Here is a 22,701-nt window from a genome sequence, read left to right as displayed (position 1 = left end):
GGCCGCAGATGCCCGTCGCGGCACCCGACGGAGTGATCCCGCTCCGCCGCTGACACCGGTTACGCTGCACTCCTCAGCTGGCCCATTTCGGAGAGCATGGCTGGCCCATCTCGGAGAGCGCCATCAGTGTCCATGTTCACCGCCTGTCGCCCCAGTGAACCCGCGCTGGGGAATGGTGGGCCGCCTGGGGCTCGAACCCAGAACCTACGGAGAATAAGCCCAGGTCAGCGGCTAGTTCTCGTCATCTGTCGATACCAGTCTTCACCTGCAGGGACGTCCGCGCGAGACGATCATGGTCGGTCGCTGGTTCTCGTCGTTCTGCGTCGTTTCCCAGGGAAACCGGGGAGATGATCCAGCACTCTTCGCGGTTCTTGCTACCAGCTGGCGCGTACCTACTGTACCGCCCACGGTTCCCCCACCATCCCGATGCGAAGCCAGCACCCGGCCGTTGCCACGATCAAGGTTCGGGATGATGCTTACCGCCGACTGGGCGTAACGCGGTGGCATCTGAAGGCGCCCCGGGTTGTACGACTAATCAGCGAGGGAGGGCTCGACGTTGGCTGAATGGCTTGGACGCGTCGTCGGCGGGCGGCGCTGCACTGCTGCAACGAAAGCGGCCACGCCACGCCGCTCGGCCGACAGGCAGAGCGGAGCCGACCGTGCCGGGCGTGAGCGTGGTCGCCAACAGGAGCAGCTACGCCAGGCGACCGGCGCGCCGCCCGGCAGCTCGCCCTTGATCCTCATAGAGCCAAGTTCGGCAAGACGAGACGGCGACAATGGAAAGATACGCACCTCGAAGCAGCAGTCGAGTCTTTCTGAGGTCCTGAACCATGGCACGAGCACAGGGGGCCACCCCGCGCGCGTCATCTGCAGCTGCACGAAAGCGGATGATGGCTAACCGACGGCGCGACACCGGACCGGAGCTAGCACTACGCAGCGAGCTTCATCGTCGAGGCATGAGGTTTCGAGTGGACTACGCGGCCCTCTCGAGTAATCGACGGAGGCGAGCAGACATAGTTTTTACGAAAGCAAAGATCGCCGTGTTCGTGGACGGCTGCTTTTGGCACGGCTGCCCAGCACACCAGACGCGACCGGCCGCTAACTCCGACTACTGGCGCACCAAGATCGAAACCAATCAGGCGCGAGATGCCGACACTGACCAGCAACTTCGCAACGCAGGCTGGACAGTGTTGCGCTTCTGGGAACACGAGGTGGCGACGGCAGCGGCAGACGTCGTCGAGTCAACCCTGAGGTCCACACTCGAGGCCGGCATCAAGCGCCCTCAGAACGCGACTTGCCAGTACGACATGAAGCAGGCGGCGTCGCTAGCGACTCGCCCGCGACACGGGCTTCGTAATCACCTACTCGAGTAGCAACTCCGACTTGACTTGTCGCCTCGAGCACGCTTAAATGACGAAGGTCCCGGACAAGACGTCCGGGACCTTCGCTCGAGCTTACGACCGAGAGTCGCAACACTGCTGATTGGCGTCTTCAGTGTAGCTACTCCGAAGTCAGTAGCCAATCACTAGGAGATGTGCATGACACAGCCGAATACGGCTCTGAAGGGTATCGACCCCAGTAAGGCGGCCGGCATCCCGTGCCTGGTCGTTGACGATCAGACCGTGCTGGCCACCCTGGCTCTCAGCCACTTGCTCCAGCTCGTGCCGGACCCCACACAGTTCGAGGACAAGCGTGCTCAGCATGCGCTGTTCACCAATCCAGCACTGTCGGACCTGGCCGAGAAGCGCCAGGAGGTTCAGCGGTACTTCACGGGTGCGAAGAAGTCGAACCTTCCGAAGTACGCCAGCTTCATCTTCGAACGGGTCGAGGCTCGAACGCACCGCGGCACTCCCCCGATCTGCCTCGGGACGTCGTCCAAGCTCACCGTCGTGGAGGGCCCGGAAGGCACCGCCAAGGTGGCTATCCCGTTTGGACGCTACTTCTTGGCGGTCGACGGAGAGACGCAGCGAGCCGCCTGGACACTCGTTTCGCACCGCGTGTACGAGATGGTTCAGGCCGGCTTGGCGGAGGAGGAGATCCTTGAGAACGTCAGGATCCCGGTCGAGATCCACCATGGCTTGTCCGTCGAGGCGCTGCAGGCGCTCTTCTACGAACGCAATGTCCTCGGCGCGAAGGTCAACGTCAATGAAGCAATCTCAAAGGATCAGCGCGATCCGGCGACCAGGATCGTCCGAACGATCATGGCGATGGCGATCACGCAGCCGAACGGCCAGAGGGTGCCGATCAGCAGTGTAGTCATGCAGCAAAGTCGCCAGGTGGGCAAGAAAGCCCCTGAATGGATCACGCTGAGCGCACTCCGAACATTGGTCGTCACGACGATGTTCGGCCGTTCAGGACTGCAGTACGGGGCCAAGCCGGTACCGCCGCTGGTGAACGTCGACGAAGAGGCCGTCAGCACTGAGCTTGCACACATCGTTCACGCGATCTTACAGACCTTCGCCGACAAGTTCGCCGACAAGGAGCGGTATCTGATCGGAGCGCCATCGATCATGGCGGGTATCGGTGTCGCCGCACACCAGGCTGTGACCAGCATGCCGCGTTCGTCCGAGCAAGGCCCGCTGACGTTAGACCAGCTGCTGGCGAGCCTCTCTGAGGTCAGGTGGGACAAAGAAGGTGGCTTCTGGGAGGGCATCGGAACCCGGAAGACCCCGAAGGGAGCGACCACTGTGGCTGGCCCGAAGGAAGTTGGCTACGCCGTCTCGGATGCACTGGAGGGGACAAATCGCACTACAGCGGCGCAAGTGCGAGGTCTTCCGACACCGCAGCAGGAGTTGCCTGGTTCACAGCAAGTACTGAGTCCCACACTCAACTGATAACTCGATAGCCGACGCGGGCTGGCCAGGACATCCAAACGGCCAGCCCGCGTCGGCGTGTCGCGATCCCTCCTCCAATCTCAACCTAGGAGTGGTCGTAAGATCGCAACGTGCAGTCAGGTAGCCAGTCAGGGGAGCAACACCCTCTTCGCTGCAGTGAGAGACCAGACTTCGAGCTCGGCGACCCGGCCGTCCGGCTCGTTGACTTGTTCAGCGGCTGCGGCGGCCTGACCCTCGGGGTTGCACAGGCGGCTCGCAGCCTCGACATGGCGCTCGACGTCGCGCTATCGGTAGACATCGAGATGCCGATGGTCGAAATATTTCAGCGGAACTTCCCAAAGGCGCGCGCCAAGACGTCGGACATTGCCGAATTAATAGACGGAGAGGTTTCCACGCCTCTCACAAAAAGTGAAAAGTCTCTCAAAAAAGGCGTAGGTCCAATTGATATTCTAGTGGGTGGCCCCCCCTGTCAAGGACACAGCGACTTAAACAATCACACCCGACGGAATGACCCAAAGAACGAACTCTATCTTCGCATGGTTCGGGCAGCAGAGGTTTTCAAGCCAAAAGTCTTAATGATCGAGAACGTACCTGCAGTTCTTCACGATAAAACGAATGTCGTTCAACGAGCAGTTAATGCACTCAAGATCCTCGGCTACAAAGTCGCTGATGCAGTTATCAAACTTGATCAACTTGATGTCGCCCAGCGGCGCAGGCGTCACATTTTAGTTGCAGCGAAAGGAAAGATGCCGTCGCCGTCACTAATACTTGGGGAGATCGCAACCAGGCAAGGTGCCAGAAAGTCTCTCTCGTGGGCAATCGGAGATCTTGCGTCGATTAAGGACCAAGTTGGATGGGATAAGCCGTCGCGCGTCAGCCCTGAAAATTTGGAACGGATGGAATGGCTCATTCAAAAGAACGAGTACGACCTTCCAAACTTTATGCGACCAAAGTGTCACCAGCAAGAACATAGTTACAAGTCAATGTATGGACGCCTCAAGTGGTCCGAACCTGCACAGACAATCACCAGCGGATTCGGGAGCATCGGGCAAGGCCGCTACATGCACCCTGATCTTCCTCGCGCCCTAACTCCGCACGAGGCGGCTCGCATTCAAGGATTTCCGGATTACTTCTCTTTTGATGAAATTTCTCGCCGTACAGTGCTGTCGACAACCATTGGAAACGCCGTCCCCCCTCCTCTTGCGCGCGCAGTACTGACACCATTCCTGAGGCAGTTGAAGGCGAGTCGGTCTAGCTGATCTCCATGACGAAACGCAATTCGTAGCGGGCCTGCCGGGAAAAAGGTATCCGCAGTCTCAAGGGCAGAATCGTCTTCCACACCAAAGCGATCAGCGCCACGGAACGTCTGCGTGATCTGTATAACTGGGCGATTCGCCGGGATGTCCAGGAGCTTCGCCTCCTCTGCAGTCGGCGTGCGATATCGAGGCGCTCTTCGTACTGATTGACCTCGTGCCCAATGGTCGAGAACCGGCCGACGATGCCCTTGTCGGCGCGCGAACCCTCGTGGGGTAACTCAATATCCGTTCCGCCCGTGACGGCCAACGGCTCCCACGCGAGACTACTCGTAACCGGCTGCCACGGGTTCCCCATCCGAATGATGTACCGAGTGCAGGTCACCGGGTCGCCCTCGTTGATGCCCAGCCGCTCGGCAATGTTGGCCGGCGCCGTCGTCTTGGTCGTCTTATGCTCGACCTGCATCTCGACATTCGCGGCCTCGGCCTCACGCACGTACGTACGTGCGGGCCTGGCCTCCTGCCCGCCGGACTGGACACCAGAGCGCGTGAAAGTCGTTGGACTTGAGCCCGTCTCCTCAGAGTCAGCCAAGAAAGTAAATTATCCAGCAAAGCTTTGAGGAGCACAGGGAAGACGTCGCAAGGAAAATTTTTCACTTAGAGGGGTAGTCATTCTTCAGATTAACCCCAATTAAAGTGAAATCTGCCGAAACTACCGCCTTCAATCATAAGCACAAGGCCGCAGGCTACGGGGTGAATTTACTACAATTACGACTACTGGTGCACGCAAAGCAACGCCTACACCTGCTGCACCTCTTACGTCTGACTCCCGCCCGAGATCTTCAGGCCTCGACCTGACTTCAATTCACGCGACTTCTTCCATCTGAGACATTGAAGTTCGAAGCTACTGACGTCTGGTGCGAGGTTGGGCTTCGTCGGCCGACGCACAAGTCATCGGTTCGTCGCCGCGATAACTCGGTATACCCGTCGACAGAGCTCCACGCGCAACTGCCGAGCCGTGGACCTGTTCTCGTGTTCTCGCATCCGGGTGCCAGTTGGCCTACTTCGCCATCTTTGTCGACCCAGCATCGCCAAGGCACGTGCAAGAGGGCACCATCTGTCGAGCGTGCTCCCAAGAGCAGTCGCTCGGCACTGGCGATAGCCTCCGAGATGGAGTCAGGCCTCTCGCGCACAGTCCGCGCGGCCCCGCCCGGCACATCGGAAGCGTCCCCTGCGGCGATGTTGAGGCAGTCTTGACGCAGGGGGCACTGGGCCGCTTCCGCGAGCGTTCAGCCGGAGACCGCACGAACGACCGTGGCGAGACTTGCCGACGCATCGAACACGGCGACCAACGGTTTGGACACGGTTACTCGGAGGTCTGATGGTTAAACCGTCGGCCCCCCTCAACCCGGGGAGCCGATCTTGACCGGTGGCGACCGGCAGGCCGCTGACCAGGGAGTTTGAGTGGGCCGCCTGGGGCTCGAACCCAGAACCTACGGATTAAAAGCCCGCAGGGCCTCCACATGACCGCCGTCAGCTTTGCCAACCACAACGCTCCTACCTGCATTTATACGTCAACCCTGTGACATTTGCCTTCGCAACTCGCCCATGTGGGCTCCGTTAGGTCTCCGTCCGTCCAGCCGTGCTCATTGGGCCCGCGCTGCGGCGTCGCCGGCGCCTACGCCGCACGCGGCTGCGGCCGCCGACCGACTGCTTCCTGGCACCCGACTGGACGAACGACATCGCCGGCACCCGTGTGACCCCGTTTCTATACGCCCTTCGGCGTGACTACGGCTGGCACCCGAGCGGCAGCAGCTGTCGGCGATCTGACGCAGGTTTCTATACGCCCTTCGGCGTGACTACGGCTGGCACTCGCAGATCGGAGTGCTGTTGTCGGCGCGCCGCGACCATGTTTCTATACGCCCTTCGGCGTGACTACGGCTGGCACTGGTGTTCCCGAACGCAACGGCGCTCAGCTCGCTGTTTCTATACGCCCTTCGGCGTGACTACGGCTGGCACCCTACCCGGCTGAGCATGTTCTCTGACCAGCGCGAACGGCGGTGCTGTGCACGGCACCGTTGTGCGCGGGCTCGAGAAGATCGGCATCGGGCTGCGTTGGTACCGTTTGCGCTGGTCGGGGGGCGTGCACGCGAGACATGATGTCGATCTTCAGCTGGCCTTCCCCCGTTCGGGCTAGCCGGGTCACAGCGCGATCCAGTACGGGCGGTCGGGTTCGAGGTCGGCTTGGCCGGGTACGACGGTTTTCGACCAGCACGTGGCACACAGCGGCACTCGGTGCACCGCGTCGGTGCCGGGGTTGATCATTCCGGCGAGCCGCTCGCGGAATTCGGGAAGGTCGGCGGTGTCGATCAAGCAGACGAACACGCTGCGCTGGATGCGGTCGCCCCAGTGCTGAAGGTATCCCGCGACCCGGGCACGGGCGGCGTCGCGGGAGATGTCGTAGCAGACCAGCGTCGTCAGCGCCATGACAGTCCGCTCAGCTCGGTCACGGTGCCCTCGACGTAGCCGGCGATGTTCTGTGCCTGACGGTACAGGTGCCGGCGCAGGCTTCCGGCGAAATCCGGCAGTGCTCCTGTGGTGGTTTGCAGCATCCGGCGTTCGTAGCCGTCGAGCACGGCCTGGCGGCCTGCCCTGGTCAGCAGCACACCGTCACGTTCGGTGTCACGGCGGCCGTGTTCGGCGGTCAGGCGGCGCCGGCGGAAGGCCTCGAGCACGAGCTGGTCGACGACCAGCGGCCGGAACTCCTCCGCCAGGTCCAACGCGAGACTGGGGCGGTCACCGTCCTCGGCGTGCAGGAGGCCGACGGACGGCTCCAGCCCGGCGGCCACCAGCGCCGAGGTCTCTCCGAAACCAGCACCGCGTCACCGAACGACAGTGCCGCGTTGACGACATCCCGCGGCGGGCGCCGGTTGCGGCCGGTGAAGCCGAGGTCGCCGGGCAGGAAGGCGCGCCAGGACTGGAAGTAGGCTCGCGCGGCCGCGCCTTCCAGCCCCATCAGCTCGTCTCTGCTGGTCGCCTCCGGCAGCAGCGCCAGGTAGCTGTCGATGGCGCTGACCGCCACCCCCAGCTCCTCGGCCGATTCCCCGCGCATGGTCCGGCGCAGCAGCACGGCCTGCTTCCGCAGCTTCGCCGCCACCATGACCCGCGCCGCGGGCAGCGACCGGGCCGGGTCCTGCGCCGTCGTCAGCTGCCGCCGAAGCCGGGACGCACGCACCGCGGGCCCGCCGATCGTCTGCCCGAGATAACGACCCCGGTGGGAACAGAACACCAACTCGATCCCGGCCGACAAGGCCCAATTTCGCAGGCCCGCGCTCACCCCGACCGCGCCGAAACACACGATCCTCGCCACCAGGCCGATCGGCACGTCAAGCAGACGCTCCTCGTCCTTGGCGACGACGAGCCGCCCGTCCTCGACCCGCGCCCCGCTGCCCTGCACCCCCAGAAACACCGTCCGGTGCTGCGGAACCGCAGCGCCACGCTCGAGGACCGGCGGATACCGGGAACCGAAGTCCTCGCCCAGAAACGTGAAGCCGTCGGCGAAGGACATCACCGCGGTCTTGTCCGCCCCCAGGGTCATTCCGGCCTCCTCCACCGCCGCGCAGACCACCCGCGCTGCCTCCCACGCCTCATCCCGGGACCGCGCCACCACACAGAAATCGTCGCCGTAGCGCACGACCGGAAACCCGGCTCGGCGAACCCGCTCGTCGATCGGCTCCAGCACCCAGTTCGCCAGCACCAGCGACAGCGGCGACCCCTGCGGCAAGCCCTTCGGCGCGAGCAGATCGCGCTGCCCGGGACGCCGCGCTTGTCGCGCGAGCAACAACCGGACAACGGCCACCAACTCGGCATCCCCGATCAGCGCCGACAGGCTCCGCGACAGCCTCTCCAGCGGTATCGAGGGGAAGCAGTCGTGCACATCAGTCCGCAGCACCCACGCGAACCCCTCCTCACGCAGCCGCGCAACCTCCCGGACCGCGTCACTGACGCCCAGCCCCGGCCGGTAGGCGAAGCTGCCCGGTCCGAGCAGCGCGTCGATCGCCGGGCCCAGCACACCGAGGATCGACCGTTCCACGACCCGGTCCCGAACCGCGGGAACACGCAACACCCGCTCACCGCCGTCGGTGTCGGTGATCGCGACCTCGGTCAGCACGCCCGGCTCGTAGCCACCGCCTAGCAGCTGGGCCGACAGCTCGGCCAGCCGGTTCTCGACGCCATCCCGGAACCGCCGCACACCCGCCGAGAGCACCTCGTCCCGCGCGTCGGCGAGCAGGACATCCGCCCAGGCCGCCGCCAGCGCCGAGGGCGCGGCGACCCGCACCATCGACGCGCCCGGGGTCACCGCCCCGGATGGAGCCGGACGCCGCCGAAACCTCTCGTCGTGTGCGCGCCCACGCCAGCGTAGGGCGCGATCGCCAGCAACTTCCCCACCGCGTCCCGAAGCCCGGGATCCTCGACCGCGTACGTCACTCGCCCGCGAAAGCCACCCACCGTCACCCGGACCGGCACCCGCTCCCCAGCCGCGTCCGGACGCTCGTGCAGCACGAACCGCTCCACCTCGCTCGCACCCCTCACGTCAGTAACCACCACCGGATCCAGGGCCAGATCCACCTCCAGGTCGCCGGCGTGCGGCGCGGCGAACCGCCGCCAATCAGCGCGCAGGCTGCCCAGCACTGCCGACGGGGACGGCCAAGGCAGCAACCGGTTGCCCCGGCGGAACGTCACCGGGCTCACGAACTCCACGGCCCACGCACCCCTAGAGCCACCCGCCACCTCCGACCACGCCACCGCAGCGACCTGCCGCAGCCCCCGGCCGGCTCCCGCCAGCAACCGCCCCACCGCACCATCGTCGAGCACACCGATCTCGATCCCCTTATTCGTCGCCTTCCACGACCACGCCTTCCGGTCAGCCCGATGATCAGAGTCCAGCCACGAAGCCAGCAACCCGTGCAACCGGCGCCGATCAACCACGCCCCCGGGAACCGGCATCTCCCACAAACTCGGCATGACCACCTCCACTCCCGACCACCGAACGCACCAGGACGCATCACGCGAACACCGCTGGAGTCGGCGGCGACCCGCCCCAGGTTTCACCGCCACCGAACCCGCCGTCGAATCGTTACCCGACACTCCCCGCCCGACAACCTCCGCAAAATCCGCCTGCCACGTCCGAACACCACGTTTCAATACGGCCTTCGGCGTGACTGTGGTCGGCACTGGACGACCCGAACGGTTCGCACCGCAAGCCCCAGATTTTTCTATACGCCCTTCAGCGTGACTCCACTCGGCGCGAGGAGCTGCAGGTGGGACGGAGCGGCTTCAGTTTCTATACGCCCCTCGGCGTGACTGTGGGCGGCACAAGCAGGCCAAGAAAGCGGTTCGCAGCCTCACCAGATTTCGGCGTGACTGTGGTCGGCACGGCAGCGACGAGCCGATCGACCGCATCAAAACAAACGTTTCTATACGCCCTTCGGCGTGACTTTGGTTAGCACCACCGTCAAGTACGCCCTGGGCTCCATCCGCCAGGATTTCTATACGCCCTTCGGCGTTACTGTGGTCGGCACCGGACTTCAGCTACCCGTACGACATCCACGTGCTGTCCTACAAGTTTCTATACGCCCTTCGGCGTGACTGTGGTCGACACTGTCCAGGCAGACCGACATGCTCCAACAGGTTATTGGTTTCTATACGCCCTTCGGCGTGACTGTGGTCGGCACGACGGCGCTCAACTACCTGGCCTCGATCGGCCAGAGTTTCTATACGCCCTTCGGCGTGACTGTGGTCGGCACCCTACCTGGTTGAGGGTCGCTCTGATCAGCGCAAATACTTGGGTCCTGCACGGCAGTTCCGATTTTCCGTTCCGGATGATCGTCGTCAGGGCTCGCCTGGCTTGTGTTGGCTGGTGGGGGGGGGGGACGTGCACGCGAGATGGCATGTGGATCTTCGCCGCTCCATCGCCCGTTCGGTCTAGTCACGTAGGTCATCTCCGCTGCAAGAGCAACCTCGAGCCGGTCAGAGTGTCTCATCGGTGGGAGCACCGAGCCAGGTGTTCCAGATCGCGGTGGCGGTGGCGGCCGAGGGCAGGGTCAGGGGGCGGGGTGCCGGTCCTCCGTCGAGCCGGAGGACCGCTTCCTGCTCGGTAGGGGCGAGGTCGGCGTAGAAGATGTGGGTGAACACGGTGTAGTTGTCGGTGGCGCCGAGCCGGACGGGGGTGAGCCAGACCGGGGATGCGCGGCGCGCAGGCTGATTGTCCAGGTGCAGGTTGACGGATGCTTCGAGGCCGTCTTGCGGGCGGTAGTAGTTGACCGGGAGCCCGAGGGCAGCGACCGGGTAACTGTTATCCGGTCCGAGGATTGTGGTGCCCCATTCCGGTGTCGCCGCGGTGTAGTCGTCGGTGGCGGCGTCGTTGCGGAAAAGGCGCCAGGCAGCGCCCGTGCGGTGCAGCGCGTCCGAGAGTGGCCGGGGCTGGAGGTCGAGAGCGTTGGCGGACCAGGTTTCTTTCGACAGTATCGGGAACGGGCTGAGGCCGCCGCGGGACTTCCGGCGATTGTCGTCCGGGTCCGGCGTCTCGGGAAAAGCTGCTTTGGTGGCGTAGGCGATCTCGGCTGGGACGATGGTGCGCCATCGGGCCAGCTGAGCGCCGGGGGTGCCGGTGGGGTGCAGCAGCGCCGGGCTCCAGCCCGGTGGTGGGTTGTTGATCGCGATGCAGGACAGGCGGCCGAATCCGCGGCGGGTGCGGGCGCCGAGCCCGCCGTAGGTCAGCCACGCCCACAGCGCGAGCATGAACCCCTGGGTGATGCCTGGGTTTTCAGGTAGGGCGACGTTCAGGTCGAAGGTGGTGTCGACGGGCAGGTGGGGGCGGCTGAGAGTGGGTTTTCGCCCGCCGGTGCAGAGTCCTTGCCCGAGCAGGTACCGGGCGCCGGCGAACCCGTTTTCGCTGCGACGTGCCCAGGCGGGAAGGATGACGGCATTCTCGGCGGGAGCGGCGGGTGGGGTGACGCGCAGCCGGATCGGTGACGGGGTGGCGGTGCTGCCGAACACGGCGGTTTCGGAGTCCGCCAGCTGCGGCAGGTCGTCCACGCTGCGCATCGTGTGGCCGGCTGCGACGGCGCGATACCAGTAGCGCAGCACGCCGCGGATCGACGGCGGCCGGATGATCGTCCCGGCGTCGGCTCCGGTGGTGCCGCCGCTGAACAGCGGGGTGTCGACGCGGAGGGTGAACGTGGTCCACACGGTCATGAGGGGCCTCCTCGGGTGCGTTTGAGCCGGCCCAGGGGCGCGGTGACGGGCCGGTCGTCCCACAGCACCTGCGCGGCCAACCCGACGGCCAAAGACCAGCCGGTGAGCAGCAGCACGAACCCGGCCGGCGCGGCCGCGGCACCGGCGTGCAGCGCGTCGGCGCAGGCCGCCGCCTGGGCGGGTAGGTAGGGGTGGGCGGTGTAGGGCGGGTGCTGCCACCAGCCGAGCAGGCACTGCCCGTCCTCGGCGACGCTCGGTGCGGCGAACCCGAGGATGAGAATGCTCAAGGTCATCGCGTAGCCGGCCCCGATCAGGCCGATCACCGTGCCGCGGCGCACGGCCGCCCACACGGGGACGCCGTGCAGGCGGGTCTCGATGATCAGGTAGAGCATGGAGACGGCGAGCAGGCCGAGGCCGACGCGCCAGGCGTCGGGATCCAGCCACCAGCGCGGGGTGAAGCTCAACAGCACCAGCGCCCCGGCGGCCGAGGCCGCGGGCAGACGCAGCAGCAGCAGCGCGTCCCGGCGTGGCCTGGCCGCGATGACGGCGACCATCCCGACCGCGAGTTGCGCCAGCGCGACCCAGCGGGCGAGCTGACCTGCCTGGGCCGCGTAGAGCAGCAGCGGCGCCAGCGCCAGCGACCCGAACGCTGCTGCTCGACGCCGGCCGCCGGGACCGGACGCGCGGCTTCCGACCGGCAGCGCCGCCCGGGGAAGCCAGTGGTGCTCGGCGACCTCACCGGCGACCCGGTCCTGGTCATCGCCGCGTTCGATGTCCCCGGCCCGGCGGGCAACGAGCGCCAGCCGCCGCCCCCGCACGTCGGCCGCGGCGGTGTCGTCGGGCCAGGCGTGGGTGACCCAGCGCAATTCCCATTCGAACCGGGCGGGGTCGGTGTGGTGGACCGCCGAGAGCCACGGGTCGTCCTGCCAGGCCCGCAGGTGGCTCAGCCACTCCTCGCGCGCCGTCCGGGCCAGCAGGAGCACCGCTTGATCCACCTGCAGCATCTGAGGTGGCGGCGGCTGGTCGCCGGGGCGGGTGGCCGGCGGGTCGACGCGCTCGGGCAGGACATCGGCGTCCTCGCCGAGGGCGCGCAGCCGGAACGGCAGGCTCCAGACCACGAACCGCAGCCGCGCGGCGCGGGACCGCATCGGCTCGGGCACCAGGTGCGCGGGCAGGTGCTCCAGCCACACCGCCAGCGCGGCCAGCAGGTCGGTGCGGCGCCGCCCGCTCGCGGCGCCGAATCCGTCCAGGCAGCGCGGGTCGGCGAGGAGCCCGGCCAGCACGACCGGGTCGACCCGGTCGGTGACCGCCGGCAGCGGCAGCCGCGGCAGCGGTGACATGCCGGTCGGCAGCACCATGTCCCAGTAGCGGGCGACCAGGTCGGTCATCGCGGTACTTCCAGCGCCCACAGGGTGCGGGCGAGGATCAGCCCGGCTTCGGTCAGCGCCCGGCGGCCGGTGAACGGCTCATCGCGCAGGTAGGTGCCGCGGAAGTCGTGCAGGTCGTCGACGAGCAGGTGATCGCGGGTGCCAGCTGATCGGGACAGGTCCTGCGCTCGTTCGAGCAGGGTGCCGGTGAGCCAGCGCACCGGCAGCGAGACCGGCTGTTCACTCGTTTCGTGCAGGACCTGGGCGCTGACGCGGGAACCCGCGCCAAGGCGGCACCGGACGACGGTGGCCACGGCGTCGGCGGTCAGCAACAGGTACGGCAGCAGCGCTTTGTAGCCGCCGGTGAGATGGAAGACGACGCGGCGGTCGGCCCCGGTGTCGCAGAGGTCGTGGGCGACGGCGCGGCCGATCTCGCCGATCGCCAGCCAGGTCCGGCTATCCGGGGCGCCGCCGATGTCGAGGTCGAGGCCCGGGATCCGGACCAGCAGCACCTGCCCGGCCGCCATGGTGATCCCGGCCGGGGACGCGACCGGGTCATCGACGTAGCGGGGCAGGCTGCCCGCCCGGGAGGCGAGCAGGTGGGCCAGCAGCGCCGCGGCGCGCAGCCCGTCGTCGGTGTCGGTGGTGACCAGCACGATCGAGTCCCCGCCCCGGTTCGGGGGCTCGGTTCGGGTCCGGTCGTGGGCGTCCAGGGCGGTCAGCTCGGCGCTGTGCTTCGGCGTGAGCTGCTGCAGCTGCGCGGTCACTGCGGCGGCCTGGCCGGGATCCGCGTGCAGCAGTGGCTCGAGCAGCAGCCGGCCGTCGCCGCGGTCAGCTTGGCGCAGCAACCCGCGCAGCGGCGCCCCGCCGGCGAGGGCGTTGCGGACGGGGATCGAGACGCGCCGGTCGGCGGCGAGGTGCTTGAGCAGGGACGTGCCGACGGGCACCACGTGCACGAACCCGGTCATGACGGCTCGACGACGGTCACGGTGCAGTAGCCGTACCCGGCGGCGGTTTTCGCCCCGATCCCCCAGTCCCCTGCCGCGTCCGTCAGCAGTGCCACCATCGCCTGCACGGCGGTGGCGCGGCCGATCAGCTGGGTGTGGAAGGGGGTGGCCTCGACGGCGAGGAAGTGCACCGGCACCGGGTTGTGGTACTCCGCCGGTGGCGTGACCACCTCGGCGCCGGAGTTCACCTCGCGGTAGTAGCCGCCGCCGTGTGGGGTGAGCACGTCGAGCACCACGTGCGGCGACCCGGCCGGGAGCGCGTCCAGAATCGTCACCGCGCCTTGACCGGCATTCCCGGGCGTGCCGGGGCGTGGGCTGCCGAAGAGCTGCTGCACCAGGTCGGGTCGGTCCGGCCAGCGCCGCGGCACCTGCGCCGCGGCCGCGCCTTTCAGCCCGGATCCCGGCCACATCGGCACTCCGTAGGTCGGCGACCAGCTCAAGCCGGTCTCGTGGACGGTGTTCTCCCCGTGCCCCACCACCACTCGCCACTGCGGCACGAGCTGCACCTCGACGCTGACCAGCTCCGGATCACGCGCGGCCAGCGCGGCCGCGGCCGCTCGGCGCCGCGCCGCTATCGACTCGAGCAGTCCCGCCGGCACCGCACGAGCCGCTGCCGCGACCGCCTCCAGGTGCTGCAGCTGCCTCTCGGTGTCGTCGGCGACCGTGCCGTTGTCGCCCAGCCCGCACCACAGCCGTGACCACAGCAGGTACCCGTTCGGCTGCGTCTCCAGCTGCTGGATCGTCTCCCCCGTGGTCACGAGATCGCGCAGCGACCCGTAGGTGAGCGGCCGCGGGGTCATGTCCGCGCTCCGGCGGCGTGGTGGCGGGCGGCGGCCAGGCGGGCCAGCCACACCGCGAAGCCGCGGGCGCGGCGTTCGGCCAGGCGATACCCGGCTTCGTCGGCGCACAGGGCATCCAGGAGGGGCAGCGGCGGGCCCGTCACCGGGATTCCGACGAAACGGGCCGCGTCCTCCAGCAGAGCCTGGGCCACGCGCGCGTACCGGTCCGGGCCGCCGTCGCCGGCGGGGCGGACGCGGGAGAGCAGATAGGCCGCAGCCGCGGCCAGGCCGCTGCTGTGCAGCATCACCGGGACCGTCCGGATCACCGTGAGGTAATCCTTATCGACGGCCTCAGGCAGGGCGCGGGCGGCGGCGACCGCGAGGTCGCGGTCCAGCCGCATGCCGGTCACCGCGTTACCCGCGGCGGAATCGAGGCCGGGCTCGGCCCGGCTCCCCCGGGCCGACGCGGCGCCGCCCCGGTCGTCGCGGCGGGAGCAGTCTCCACCACGGGTGCAGGCGTGGCCGGCGCCGGTGCCGCGGCGGCGGAGTGTCGGGGCAGTGATGCGGCGTCATGCACCCGGCACCACAGCAGGCCTTTGCCGATGGTCTGGTCCCCGCCAATTCGCACGGTGGTGCCGTCGAGCAGGCCGCTGAGCCGGACCAGCAGCTCGTTCTCGCCCGAGAGCAGCGCGACCAGCGCGGTGTCACACGGCAGGTGCTCGGAGTAGAACGGCCCGTTCGCGACGGTCTTATCGGCGTTGAGCTGCACCCGGGCGACGATGTCGGTGCCGGTGTCGCTCAGCTCGGCCAGCACGCCGTCGTCCACCACCAGCAAGTCCTCCCGCAGCTTGGCGCGGGAGTGATCGAACGCGGCGCCGGCGGGGAACACCAGCTCGGCGAGATCGGCGGCGATCCCCGGCAGCGCGCGATCCGGGCGGACGGTCTGCACTAGCGGGCCGAGCGCCTGCCGCCCGCTCCACGTCTCGCCCGCGATGGCCGTGGAACCCGGTGGCGTGGTGAGGGTCCATCCGGTGCTGGTGCCGGACAGGACGGTCGCGCTGCGTCCCAGCCGGGACAGCAGCAGCGGCGAGGTGACCCACGCGAAGGTCCGCACCAGCGTAGGAACCGGCAACAGCAGCAGCCGGGCATCCCCGAACGCCACTCCGCCCCGCGTGGTGGCCCGGTCGCCGGTCGAATCCTGGCCGGCGGTTACGGGTGAGCCGAAGATCCTGGTGTCCTCGCCGGAGTCCAGCTGAGGGCGCAGGGTGTCGCGCAGCGCGCCTTTGAGGCTCTGGCCCCAGATGATCGGCAGCCGGGTGGCGGCCTCACGTTGGATCGGCAGATCCACGATTCCTGTCGCCTCGCCGCCGCCGGCGTGCACCGGGGTTTCCGCGAGCAGGACCAGTATGCGTTGTGCCATCACCATCTCCCTGTCAGGCACGTCCCGAATCCAGCGGTCACCACGGGGTTCTCCGCGCGCGGCAGCCCCGGCAGCAACCCGCCGTGGAACCGCGCCGCCCACTCGTGCGCTTCTCCCGTGGAGTCGAAGCGCAGGTAGTACAGGCTGCCTGCGGGCACCGCCCACATCAGCCGGCTGGTCGCGCCCGGGTCCTCCGACGAGGCGGTGGCCACCGCCTGCGGCCCCGCCACCGCCAGCCCGCACAGCCGCGCGGACGTGCCGGGCGGGACCCAGCGCACCTCACGCACCAGCGCCGGCGTCGCCAGGTACACCACCAGCCGGCCACCCGGAAAGTCCTCCGGCGCCGGGGGAAACGGATCCGCCGCCTGCGCCGGTGTCGCCGATGCCATCCGGGACCGGCCACCCAGCGGAACCACCGTCGCCGCGACGTCAGGGGGCGGGGTGTGGTGGTCGCAGCCGACCACGAACCGCAGCCCCTCGACCGGGCGCAGATGCCCGGCCCGGTAGAACATCCCGTCCAGCACCGTGCCCGACGCGGTGTCGCGCGCGATCCCGACGTGCGGTTCCGGGTGCCACAACGCGGTCTCGGTCCACTGGGCCCAGGTATCGGGCTCGATCTCCCCCGGTGGCAGCGCGTCCGAGCTCAGCCACGCGGCCATCCCCTCGGCCGACAACCAGCCACCGACCGGATCTCCCTCTCCGGCCAGGGCGTGGCTCAGCCGCGGCAGCGCGCCCAGCTCATCAGGGTCCGGGTCGAGGTCGCTGATCTCGTGCTCCGGGCGCGGCCGCACCGGCAACCGGGACAGCCGGCGGCCGCGCGCGAGGTCGCCGGTCTCGACCACGTCGACCGGCATCGGGAACATCGGCGTGTCGTCCAGGTGCGCGACCGGACCGACGATCCGGTCCACCTCGCCGCCGTAGACGCGTGTGACCACGCCACCGAACGTGCTCGGCGCCGGCGCCACCCCGGCCGCCATCGAGGAGTCACCCCCGGCGAACCGCCGTCCGTCCCGCACCATCAGGCTGTCCAGCGGCGCCACCGACAGCCAGGTCCGGGTCACTCGCCCGGCCGCGGTCATCGGCACTCCTGGGCGAGGAAACGCGCCACCAGCATCGTCCGCGCCGGGCGGAACGCGTGCTCCGGGCCCTCGGCCCGTTCAGCCGCGCCCAGAGCGGCGAACGCGGCCGCCACCGCCGGCCCGCCGCCTTGCCGGGCGACCCGGCGCCGTATCTCGTCTTCGGCCACGTCCCGGAAACCCTGCAGGCTCAACGCGTCCAGCTCGGCCGCGTCACGTTCCACGCTCGAAGCCAACGCCGCCGACAACGCACCGGCAGCGGCGTCCGGCGCCACCGCCCGCAGCAACTCCACGGCACTGCGGCCGGCCACGGTCCAGGGCAGCACGGTGCGAGCCCGCTCACCGCCGCGGCGCAGCGCCACCACCGTCACCGCGTCCCGGTCCCGCCCATCCGCACCCGGCGCGTCCTTGGCCGCGGCGAGCGCCTCCTGGGCCGTGGACACCACCTGCTGCAACGGAGCGCTGAAATGGGCGAACACGACCGCCGTCGAGGCCGTCGCCCCCGCCAGCGGCGTCCCGGCGAGATGCCGGTCTACCTCCTGGCGCAGCGCGCCGGCCAGCTCGAGTGCGTGCGCCGCCGGGGCGAAGGCAAAGAAGTCGTCACCGCCGGCATAGACCGGCACCCCGAGATAGTCCGGGGATTCGCTGAGCAGACGCTGCGCCCGTCCCAGCTCCGTCAGCGTCGCGGAGGCCGACCGCTGGGCGGCCAGTCCCAGCCGGCTCACCTGCAGACCCAGCCGATCCAGATCCTGGACCACAACCGCGTAGTACGAGCTCAGCGTGACCACACCGGCCTGCTGAGCTATGGCGGCGATGTCGTGGGCCGCCGCGGCCCCGCGCGCCACCGTCTGAGGATCCGCGTTCTCGGGCAGCAGGTCCCGGCTGTCCGTTTCAGACCACAGATCCGAGTAGACAGCGGTCCCCAGCCGGTCGGTCAGTGGCTCCAGCCCGGGTGGTGCACCTACTTGGGACACCTGTGTGTGGCGATCGTCGATCAGCGCGGAGAGCACCTGAACCGGGGGGCGAAGCCGATCGGCGATCGTGCCGTCTTCGGCGGCCACGCGCAGCAGACGGGCGCGGTAGGCGGCGGACGCGACCACGGTCGTGGCGGGAAAGCGGCGGCCAGGCGGGTATTGAAGGTTGCCGGCCGCGCGTTTGGTCCAGCCCGCGGCCGAGAGCAACTCACGACGTTCATGGCGCGCGGACGTCCGCGGCGCCGCAGCGGCCGGGACGACGGCGGACTGCTGGCACAACCGCACCCGCTGCCACGCGTGTGCGATGAAGACCCGGCTGCGGCGCCGCGCGGTCATCGCCGCTTGCGCACGTTCCCACAACACCGTGTGGTCCTCGCCGTCCTCGCCCGGGACACACACCCACGCAACATCCGGCATGCCAGGGGTGTCCGGGACGTCGCCGGGTGATCCCGCGTAAGCATCGCGCACGTGGTCGCTCCACGTCTCTTCGGCGATCTTCTGGGCCCGGCGAGCCAGCTCCGCGCCCAGCCCACGCGGGCCGAGGAAGGCGATCTTGTTCGTCACGCCCTCGCGCGTGGACAGCGCGGCAGCGGGCGGGAAGATCAGGCCCGCAGGTGCGGGGTGCGCGCTCAATGCTTCGTGGACCTCGGAGGCTGCCGTGATCACCAGGTGTCGGACGACGAGACTGGCTCCCGCGATGTCCACGGTCTTGCGTGACTCGGCGAGGAAGCGCTGAACGCCGCCGACGGTGAACAACACCAACTCGACAGCCACGAACCCTCCCCGAACCGTGCCGACACAGACCTCCATCCAGTCGCCACACGAGCACCGGATGTTTCACCTCTGGCCGAGATCCGATCCCGCGACGGGCCATGCCCTCGAGGCAGCGGCCGCAGGTGATCTCCTCGTCGGTGACCTGCAGCCGGCCGCGGAAGCCCCGGCCTCCGATCGCGGGCCCGCAGGCGTGCGGCCCTGGCCTCGGTCTCGGCCTGCCGCTCGTGGGCTGACAGCACCGGAACTTCAGGGACCACCGGCACGGCAAACGAACAGCTCCACCACGTCGGGCACCCGAGCGACATGATCAACCCGGTGCTGGTTCGCTACCTCGGGGGGATCTTCGACACGTGCGGCTCATATCTGCTGAGGCTGAAGCAGAACCCGTACGAGATCTACGCGGACAACGAAATCGCCGCCGGGATCGAGTCGTAGCCAGGTCCGCGCACCACGTGACCAGCAGATTCGCTCGGTCGGATCTTGCCCGGTTGTCCAGGCCCCAGCAAAGTGAAAGAGACCGGTGCGCCACCACACACTCCAACTAGGAGGTCGAGATCTGCATGCCCCTGCTCGATACCGCGGCCGGCGATGCCGGTGACCCGCTGATGCCGACGGCCGGGCGGTTCCCGGTCAACGTCGGTGCCCGGCCGCTCAGCGACGAGAACCCCAGCACCGTACGGCCGTTCATCCTTCGCGCCGTGCGAGCACGGCGCATCCAGGTGGTGCCGGAGGCCAAGCACCGCACTACCGCGCACGACACCTTCCACGCGCGCAACTGCAACGAGGACGGCAGGCTGGTCGACGACTCCTACACCACCCCGGATGACTGAGCACCGCGATCCGCTGGTCCTGATGGTCGGCATCCGGGAGGACTGGGCGGCCACCGCGGTCGGCCTTGAACTCGACGCCCGCGGCATCCGCTGGCAGGCGGTCAACGTCGGCGACTTCCCGCTCACCATGTCCCTCGGCGCCGAGCTGACCCCGGACACGGCCGGCTGGCGCGGTGCCCTGCGCACCACCGAGCACGACGTCCTCCTGCACGAGGTCACCGCGGTCTACTACGGCAAACCGACCGAGCCCGTCATGCCCGCCGGAATGTCCGGCCCGGAGCTGCGGTTCAGCCGGGCGCAGGCCCGGGTCGGGCTCGGCGGGGTCCTGGCGAGCCTGCCGGTCACCTGGGTCTCGCACCCCTCGGCGCTGGCCGACGCCGCGTACAAGCCGCGGCAGCTGGCCGTGCTGCGCCAGGCCGGGCTGGCCGTCCCGCCGACGCTGATCACCAACGACGCCGACGCCGTCCGCGCGTTCGCGAAGACCTTCGGGGAATTGATCGTCAAGCCGCTGGCCGAGCCGGTGGTCTACGAGTCCGGCGGCGAAGCCCTCGTCTACACCCGTCGTCTCGGCCGCGACGAACTCGACTCGCTCGAGGGCATCGAGGTGACGGCACACCTGATTCAACAGTGGCAGCCGAAGCAGTTTGAGGCCCGCGTCACCGCGGTCGGCGACCGGCTGTTCCCGGTGGCGATCCACGCCGGCAGTGAGAAGGCGCAGGTAGATTGGCGCTCGGACTACGACGCCCTGACCTACGCGGTGATCGACGTCCCCGATCACGTCCGGGCGGGAATCGCCCGCTACCTGGACGCGGCCGGGCTGGCGTTCAGCGCGTTCGACTTCGTCGTCCGGCCGGACGACAAATGGATCTGCCTGGAGGCGAACGCGGTTGCCGCCTGGGGCTGGCTGGCCGAAGAATGCGACTTGCCGATCGCCGCGGCGATCGCCGACGCACTGACCAAGGAGTAGAAGCCGTGGATGCCCTGGACACCGGCACCTGGGAAGCCCGGGCCGCCGCCCTCGCCGACGAGCTCGTGTTTACCGGTGTCCTCGCTGACCGCGCCTGGCACGCCGCGTTCGCCGCGACGCCCCGGCACCTGTTCGTCCCGCGCATCCTCGACGGCGCCGCCTCACTCGGCGCGGGCGATCCAGGCTGGCTGGACGCGGTCTACTCCGACGAGGCCCTGGCCACCCAGACCCGGCCCGCCGGCGACACTGCGGCCGGGCGGGAGATCGCCAGCTCGTCCTCGAGCAAGCCCACCGTCATGGCCGTGATGCTGGAACGGCTCGGTGTCGAGCCGGGGCACCGGGTGCTGGAGATCGGCACCGGCACCGGCTACAACGCGGCCCTGCTGTCGCATCGCCTCGGCGCGGACAACGTCTACACCCTCGACCTGGATCCCGAGCTGGTCGACATGGCCCATGAGCACCTGACCGCCGCCGGGTACAGCCCGCACCTGGCCGCTGGCGATGGCTACCAGGGCTGGCCTGGCGAGATGAGGTTCGACAGGATCATCGCCACCTGCGCGGTTACCGCGATCCCACCGGCCTGGATCGACCAGCTCGCAGACGGCGGGCGGATCGTCGCCCCCCTCGATGCCGGCGCCGCCGGCCCGCTGCTCGTGCTCGACAAGACCGCTGACGACGAAGTCAGCGGCCGCATCGACCCGTTCCCCGTGCTGTTCATGCCGATGCGAGCCGACGTCACCAGCCCGTTCGCTGCCGACCACGAGCCACCAGCGGCCGCGACCGGGATTCCGCATTACGGCACGACAGCCGTGGACCCCGCCACGCTCCTGAACCGGCCCGAGCTGGCGCTGTTCCTGTGGCTGCACGCTCCGGGCCTGCGGCTCGCCGGCAGCGTCGCACATGGCGTTGTTGTCGCCGAGCGCGGACCAGCGCGCGCTGAGGTCGACCTGACCCCGCTGACCGAGGGAACCTGGGCGGTCCGGCAGTCCGGGCCCTACCGGCTGTGGGACACCATCGAACACGCCGCCACCGCGTTCAACGCCCTCGGCAAGCCGGACGCTGTCCGGCTCGGCGTGACCGCGCTCAATCTGCCGGGCAAGCAGTTCGTCTGGCTCGACGACCCGGACAGCGACTACAGCTGGCCGCTGGGCATCAGCACCTGAGCCGGCCCCCTGTCGGCCGGTGAGGCTGTATTCGCGCCCGTGCACGGGACTGATTGCGCTGAGAATGAGCGGATGGCGTCAGCAGCGCCGCGTCCGCGCCCGCCAGGCAGCCAAGGCCGTCAACCCAGCCGGGCTAATGCTCGACGTGGGTCGTGCGGTAGATCTCCAGGATCCGGCGCAGCCCGGCGGTGTCCAGCAGCAGATCCACCATCGGATCAGCCAGCGGGAGAGGCTCGCTGTTGAGTGCGTCAGCGATCTTGGCCAGCGCGGCGTGGGGCATCCGGGAGGCGGCCAGCTGCTCGACCAGCCGTGGGTAGCGCGCCCGCGTCGCGAGAGTGAACAGCCCGCCCACCCGCGCCGTCTGCGGCGACGCATCCGTTCCGCCGTCCGCGTCGGCTAGCTCGGCGGTGAGCTCGGCCGGATCAGGTCCGAGATAGGGCAGGACAGAGCGGATGATGTCGAGGGTGCTGGGGCCGATGTTGGGGACGCCGAGTATCGCCGTGTCCGGGCAGGCCTGGACTTCCTCGGTGCAGGTGAATCCGCCGCGGCTGAGCTGGGTGTAGCCGCGACCGAGGCCGTCGGCGGCCCGCAAGATCGCCTGCTTGACGGTGTGCAGCGAGGTGCGGGTCTCGGGCATCGGCTGCAGCGTCCACCCGGTCACCGCGCCGGAGCCATAGAGGTGGCGCAGCTGCTCGGCCATCTCGCTGGCGCCGATCACGTGCAGCACCCGGGCCGGCACGACCCTGCACACGTGCGCGGTGCCGTACGGGGAGTCCTCGGCGCGGCGCTCGCCGGCGATCTCCCAGTGCTTGCCGCGGTCGTAGAAGTCGAACGCCTCCGCGATCCGCCCGGCTTCCTGCTCCGGTGTCCGGACCGCAGGCTTGCTCGCGTCGTCGTCGACGTCGTGGGACATGGTCTGCTCTCGCGCTAGTGAGGGAGCGCGGCGTAGATGTGACGCGCGGTTTGGAACTCGAGCATGTCCCGGCACCGATTGCACAAG

Annotated in this window: 22 protein-coding genes; 8 read left to right on the top strand and 14 right to left on the bottom strand. The window is 68.5% G+C overall.

Annotation, left to right across the window (positions count from 1 at the left end; all coding sequences use genetic code 11):
- The first annotated feature begins 830 nt into the window (after nt 1–830).
- From M8542_RS36825 to M8542_RS36815, 3 genes are all read left to right on the top strand, one after another.
- Nucleotides 831–1,373 (top strand): very short patch repair endonuclease, encoded by a 543-nt coding sequence (locus M8542_RS36825; protein WP_257924958.1) that lies wholly within the window; start codon nt 831–833, stop codon nt 1,371–1,373.
- A gap of 165 nt (nt 1,374–1,538) precedes the next feature.
- A complete protein-coding gene (locus M8542_RS36820) occupies nt 1,539–2,834 on the top strand; it encodes a DNA sulfur modification protein DndB (RefSeq protein WP_257924957.1) in 1,296 nt (431 codons plus the stop codon).
- A gap of 110 nt (nt 2,835–2,944) precedes the next feature.
- A complete protein-coding gene (locus M8542_RS36815; RefSeq protein WP_257924956.1) occupies nt 2,945–4,093 on the top strand; it encodes a DNA cytosine methyltransferase in 1,149 nt (382 codons plus the stop codon).
- Here the strand turns inward: M8542_RS36815 and M8542_RS36810 are convergent.
- The 5 genes from M8542_RS36810 to cas6 all read right to left on the bottom strand — a co-directional run bounded on the left by M8542_RS36810 (nt 4,086) and on the right by cas6 (nt 9,112).
- Nucleotides 4,086–4,583 carry a hypothetical protein gene (locus tag M8542_RS36810; RefSeq protein WP_257924955.1) on the bottom strand — a complete coding sequence of 166 codons (498 nt, stop codon included), beginning with the start codon at nt 4,581–4,583 and terminating at the stop codon, nt 4,086–4,088. The two genes, M8542_RS36815 and M8542_RS36810, sit on opposite strands and share 8 nt — an antisense overlap.
- A 1,706-nt stretch (nt 4,584–6,289) precedes the next feature.
- On the bottom strand, nt 6,290–6,574 hold the full coding sequence (cas2, locus tag M8542_RS36805) for a CRISPR-associated endonuclease Cas2 (RefSeq protein ID WP_257924954.1): 285 nt from the start codon (nt 6,572–6,574) through the stop codon (nt 6,290–6,292).
- Entirely contained in the window at nt 6,565–6,903 is a 339-nt protein-coding gene (locus M8542_RS36800) for a CRISPR-associated endonuclease Cas1 (protein ID WP_257924965.1), read from the bottom strand. Before M8542_RS36800 ends, cas2 begins: the two co-directional genes overlap by 10 nt.
- Nucleotides 6,792–8,339 carry a CRISPR-associated endonuclease Cas1 gene (gene cas1, locus M8542_RS36795; RefSeq protein ID WP_257924953.1) on the bottom strand — a complete coding sequence of 516 codons (1,548 nt, stop codon included), beginning with the start codon at nt 8,337–8,339 and terminating at the stop codon, nt 6,792–6,794. The genes M8542_RS36800 and cas1 overlap by 112 nt, the downstream gene beginning before the upstream one ends.
- Before the next feature lie 104 nt (nt 8,340–8,443).
- Complete coding sequence (cas6, locus tag M8542_RS36790; RefSeq protein WP_257924952.1) at nt 8,444–9,112, bottom strand: CRISPR system precrRNA processing endoribonuclease RAMP protein Cas6; 669 nt, start codon at nt 9,110–9,112, stop codon at nt 8,444–8,446.
- A gap of 654 nt (nt 9,113–9,766) precedes the next feature.
- Here cas6 and M8542_RS36785 point away from each other — a divergent pair.
- Nucleotides 9,767–9,907, top strand: a complete 141-nt coding sequence (locus M8542_RS36785; protein ID WP_257924951.1) for a hypothetical protein — start codon at nt 9,767–9,769, stop codon at nt 9,905–9,907.
- 210 nt (nt 9,908–10,117) lie between these two features.
- Here the strand turns inward: M8542_RS36785 and cmr1 are convergent, their stop codons facing one another.
- The 8 genes from cmr1 to M8542_RS36745 are packed head-to-tail and all read right to left on the bottom strand — an operon-like array spanning nt 10,118 to nt 18,741.
- Nucleotides 10,118–11,344: a type III-B CRISPR module RAMP protein Cmr1 gene (gene cmr1, locus M8542_RS36780; protein WP_257924950.1), complete on the bottom strand. Its 1,227-nt coding sequence runs from the start codon at nt 11,342–11,344 to the stop codon at nt 10,118–10,120.
- Nucleotides 11,341–12,732 (bottom strand): hypothetical protein, encoded by a 1,392-nt coding sequence (locus tag M8542_RS36775; RefSeq protein ID WP_257924949.1) that lies wholly within the window; start codon nt 12,730–12,732, stop codon nt 11,341–11,343. Before M8542_RS36775 ends, cmr1 begins: the two co-directional genes overlap by 4 nt.
- The gene (locus M8542_RS36770; protein WP_257924948.1) at nt 12,729–13,679 is read right to left on the bottom strand and encodes a hypothetical protein; all 951 of its coding nucleotides are present in this window, start codon (nt 13,677–13,679) and stop codon (nt 12,729–12,731) included. Before M8542_RS36770 ends, M8542_RS36775 begins: the two co-directional genes overlap by 4 nt.
- Nucleotides 13,676–14,518 carry a type III-B CRISPR module RAMP protein Cmr6 gene (cmr6, locus tag M8542_RS36765; RefSeq protein WP_257924947.1) on the bottom strand — a complete coding sequence of 281 codons (843 nt, stop codon included), beginning with the start codon at nt 14,516–14,518 and terminating at the stop codon, nt 13,676–13,678. The genes M8542_RS36770 and cmr6 overlap by 4 nt, the downstream gene beginning before the upstream one ends.
- Nucleotides 14,515–14,898: a type III-B CRISPR module-associated protein Cmr5 gene (locus M8542_RS36760; RefSeq protein WP_257924946.1), complete on the bottom strand. Its 384-nt coding sequence runs from the start codon at nt 14,896–14,898 to the stop codon at nt 14,515–14,517. The genes cmr6 and M8542_RS36760 overlap by 4 nt, the downstream gene beginning before the upstream one ends.
- Before the next feature lie 5 nt (nt 14,899–14,903).
- The gene (gene cmr4, locus M8542_RS36755) at nt 14,904–15,938 is read right to left on the bottom strand and encodes a type III-B CRISPR module RAMP protein Cmr4 (RefSeq protein ID WP_257924945.1); all 1,035 of its coding nucleotides are present in this window, start codon (nt 15,936–15,938) and stop codon (nt 14,904–14,906) included.
- Nucleotides 15,917–16,996 carry a type III-B CRISPR module-associated Cmr3 family protein gene (locus M8542_RS36750; protein WP_257924944.1) on the bottom strand — a complete coding sequence of 360 codons (1,080 nt, stop codon included), beginning with the start codon at nt 16,994–16,996 and terminating at the stop codon, nt 15,917–15,919. Before M8542_RS36750 ends, cmr4 begins: the two co-directional genes overlap by 22 nt.
- Entirely contained in the window at nt 16,993–18,741 is a 1,749-nt protein-coding gene (locus M8542_RS36745) for a Cas10/Cmr2 second palm domain-containing protein (protein ID WP_257924943.1), read from the bottom strand. Before M8542_RS36745 ends, M8542_RS36750 begins: the two co-directional genes overlap by 4 nt.
- A 303-nt stretch (nt 18,742–19,044) precedes the next feature.
- On the opposite strand from M8542_RS36745, the gene M8542_RS36740 reads away from it, so the two are divergent.
- The 4 genes from M8542_RS36740 (at nt 19,045) to M8542_RS36725 (ending at nt 21,701) form a co-directional block, all read left to right on the top strand.
- Nucleotides 19,045–19,176 (top strand): hypothetical protein, encoded by a 132-nt coding sequence (locus tag M8542_RS36740; RefSeq protein ID WP_257924942.1) that lies wholly within the window; start codon nt 19,045–19,047, stop codon nt 19,174–19,176.
- 125 nt (nt 19,177–19,301) lie between these two features.
- Nucleotides 19,302–19,571: a hypothetical protein gene (locus M8542_RS36735; RefSeq protein ID WP_257924941.1), complete on the top strand. Its 270-nt coding sequence runs from the start codon at nt 19,302–19,304 to the stop codon at nt 19,569–19,571.
- A complete protein-coding gene (locus M8542_RS36730) occupies nt 19,564–20,538 on the top strand; it encodes an MvdC/MvdD family ATP grasp protein (protein ID WP_257924940.1) in 975 nt (324 codons plus the stop codon). Before M8542_RS36735 ends, M8542_RS36730 begins: the two co-directional genes overlap by 8 nt.
- 5 nt (nt 20,539–20,543) lie before the next feature.
- A complete protein-coding gene (locus M8542_RS36725) occupies nt 20,544–21,701 on the top strand; it encodes a methyltransferase domain-containing protein (RefSeq protein ID WP_257924939.1) in 1,158 nt (385 codons plus the stop codon).
- Between the two features lie 133 nt (nt 21,702–21,834).
- Here M8542_RS36725 and M8542_RS36720 read toward each other — a convergent pair whose 3' ends face one another.
- The gene (locus tag M8542_RS36720; RefSeq protein WP_257924938.1) at nt 21,835–22,614 is read right to left on the bottom strand and encodes a hypothetical protein; all 780 of its coding nucleotides are present in this window, start codon (nt 22,612–22,614) and stop codon (nt 21,835–21,837) included.
- Between the last annotated feature and the right edge of the window lie 87 nt (nt 22,615–22,701).

Origin of the sequence: Amycolatopsis iheyensis (assembly GCF_024703995.1) — a bacterium.
Lineage (GTDB): Bacteria > Actinomycetota > Actinomycetes > Mycobacteriales > Pseudonocardiaceae > Amycolatopsis > Amycolatopsis iheyensis.
Note: the sequence above shows the minus strand (reverse complement) of the source record. Positions and strands in the feature narration are given on the sequence as shown.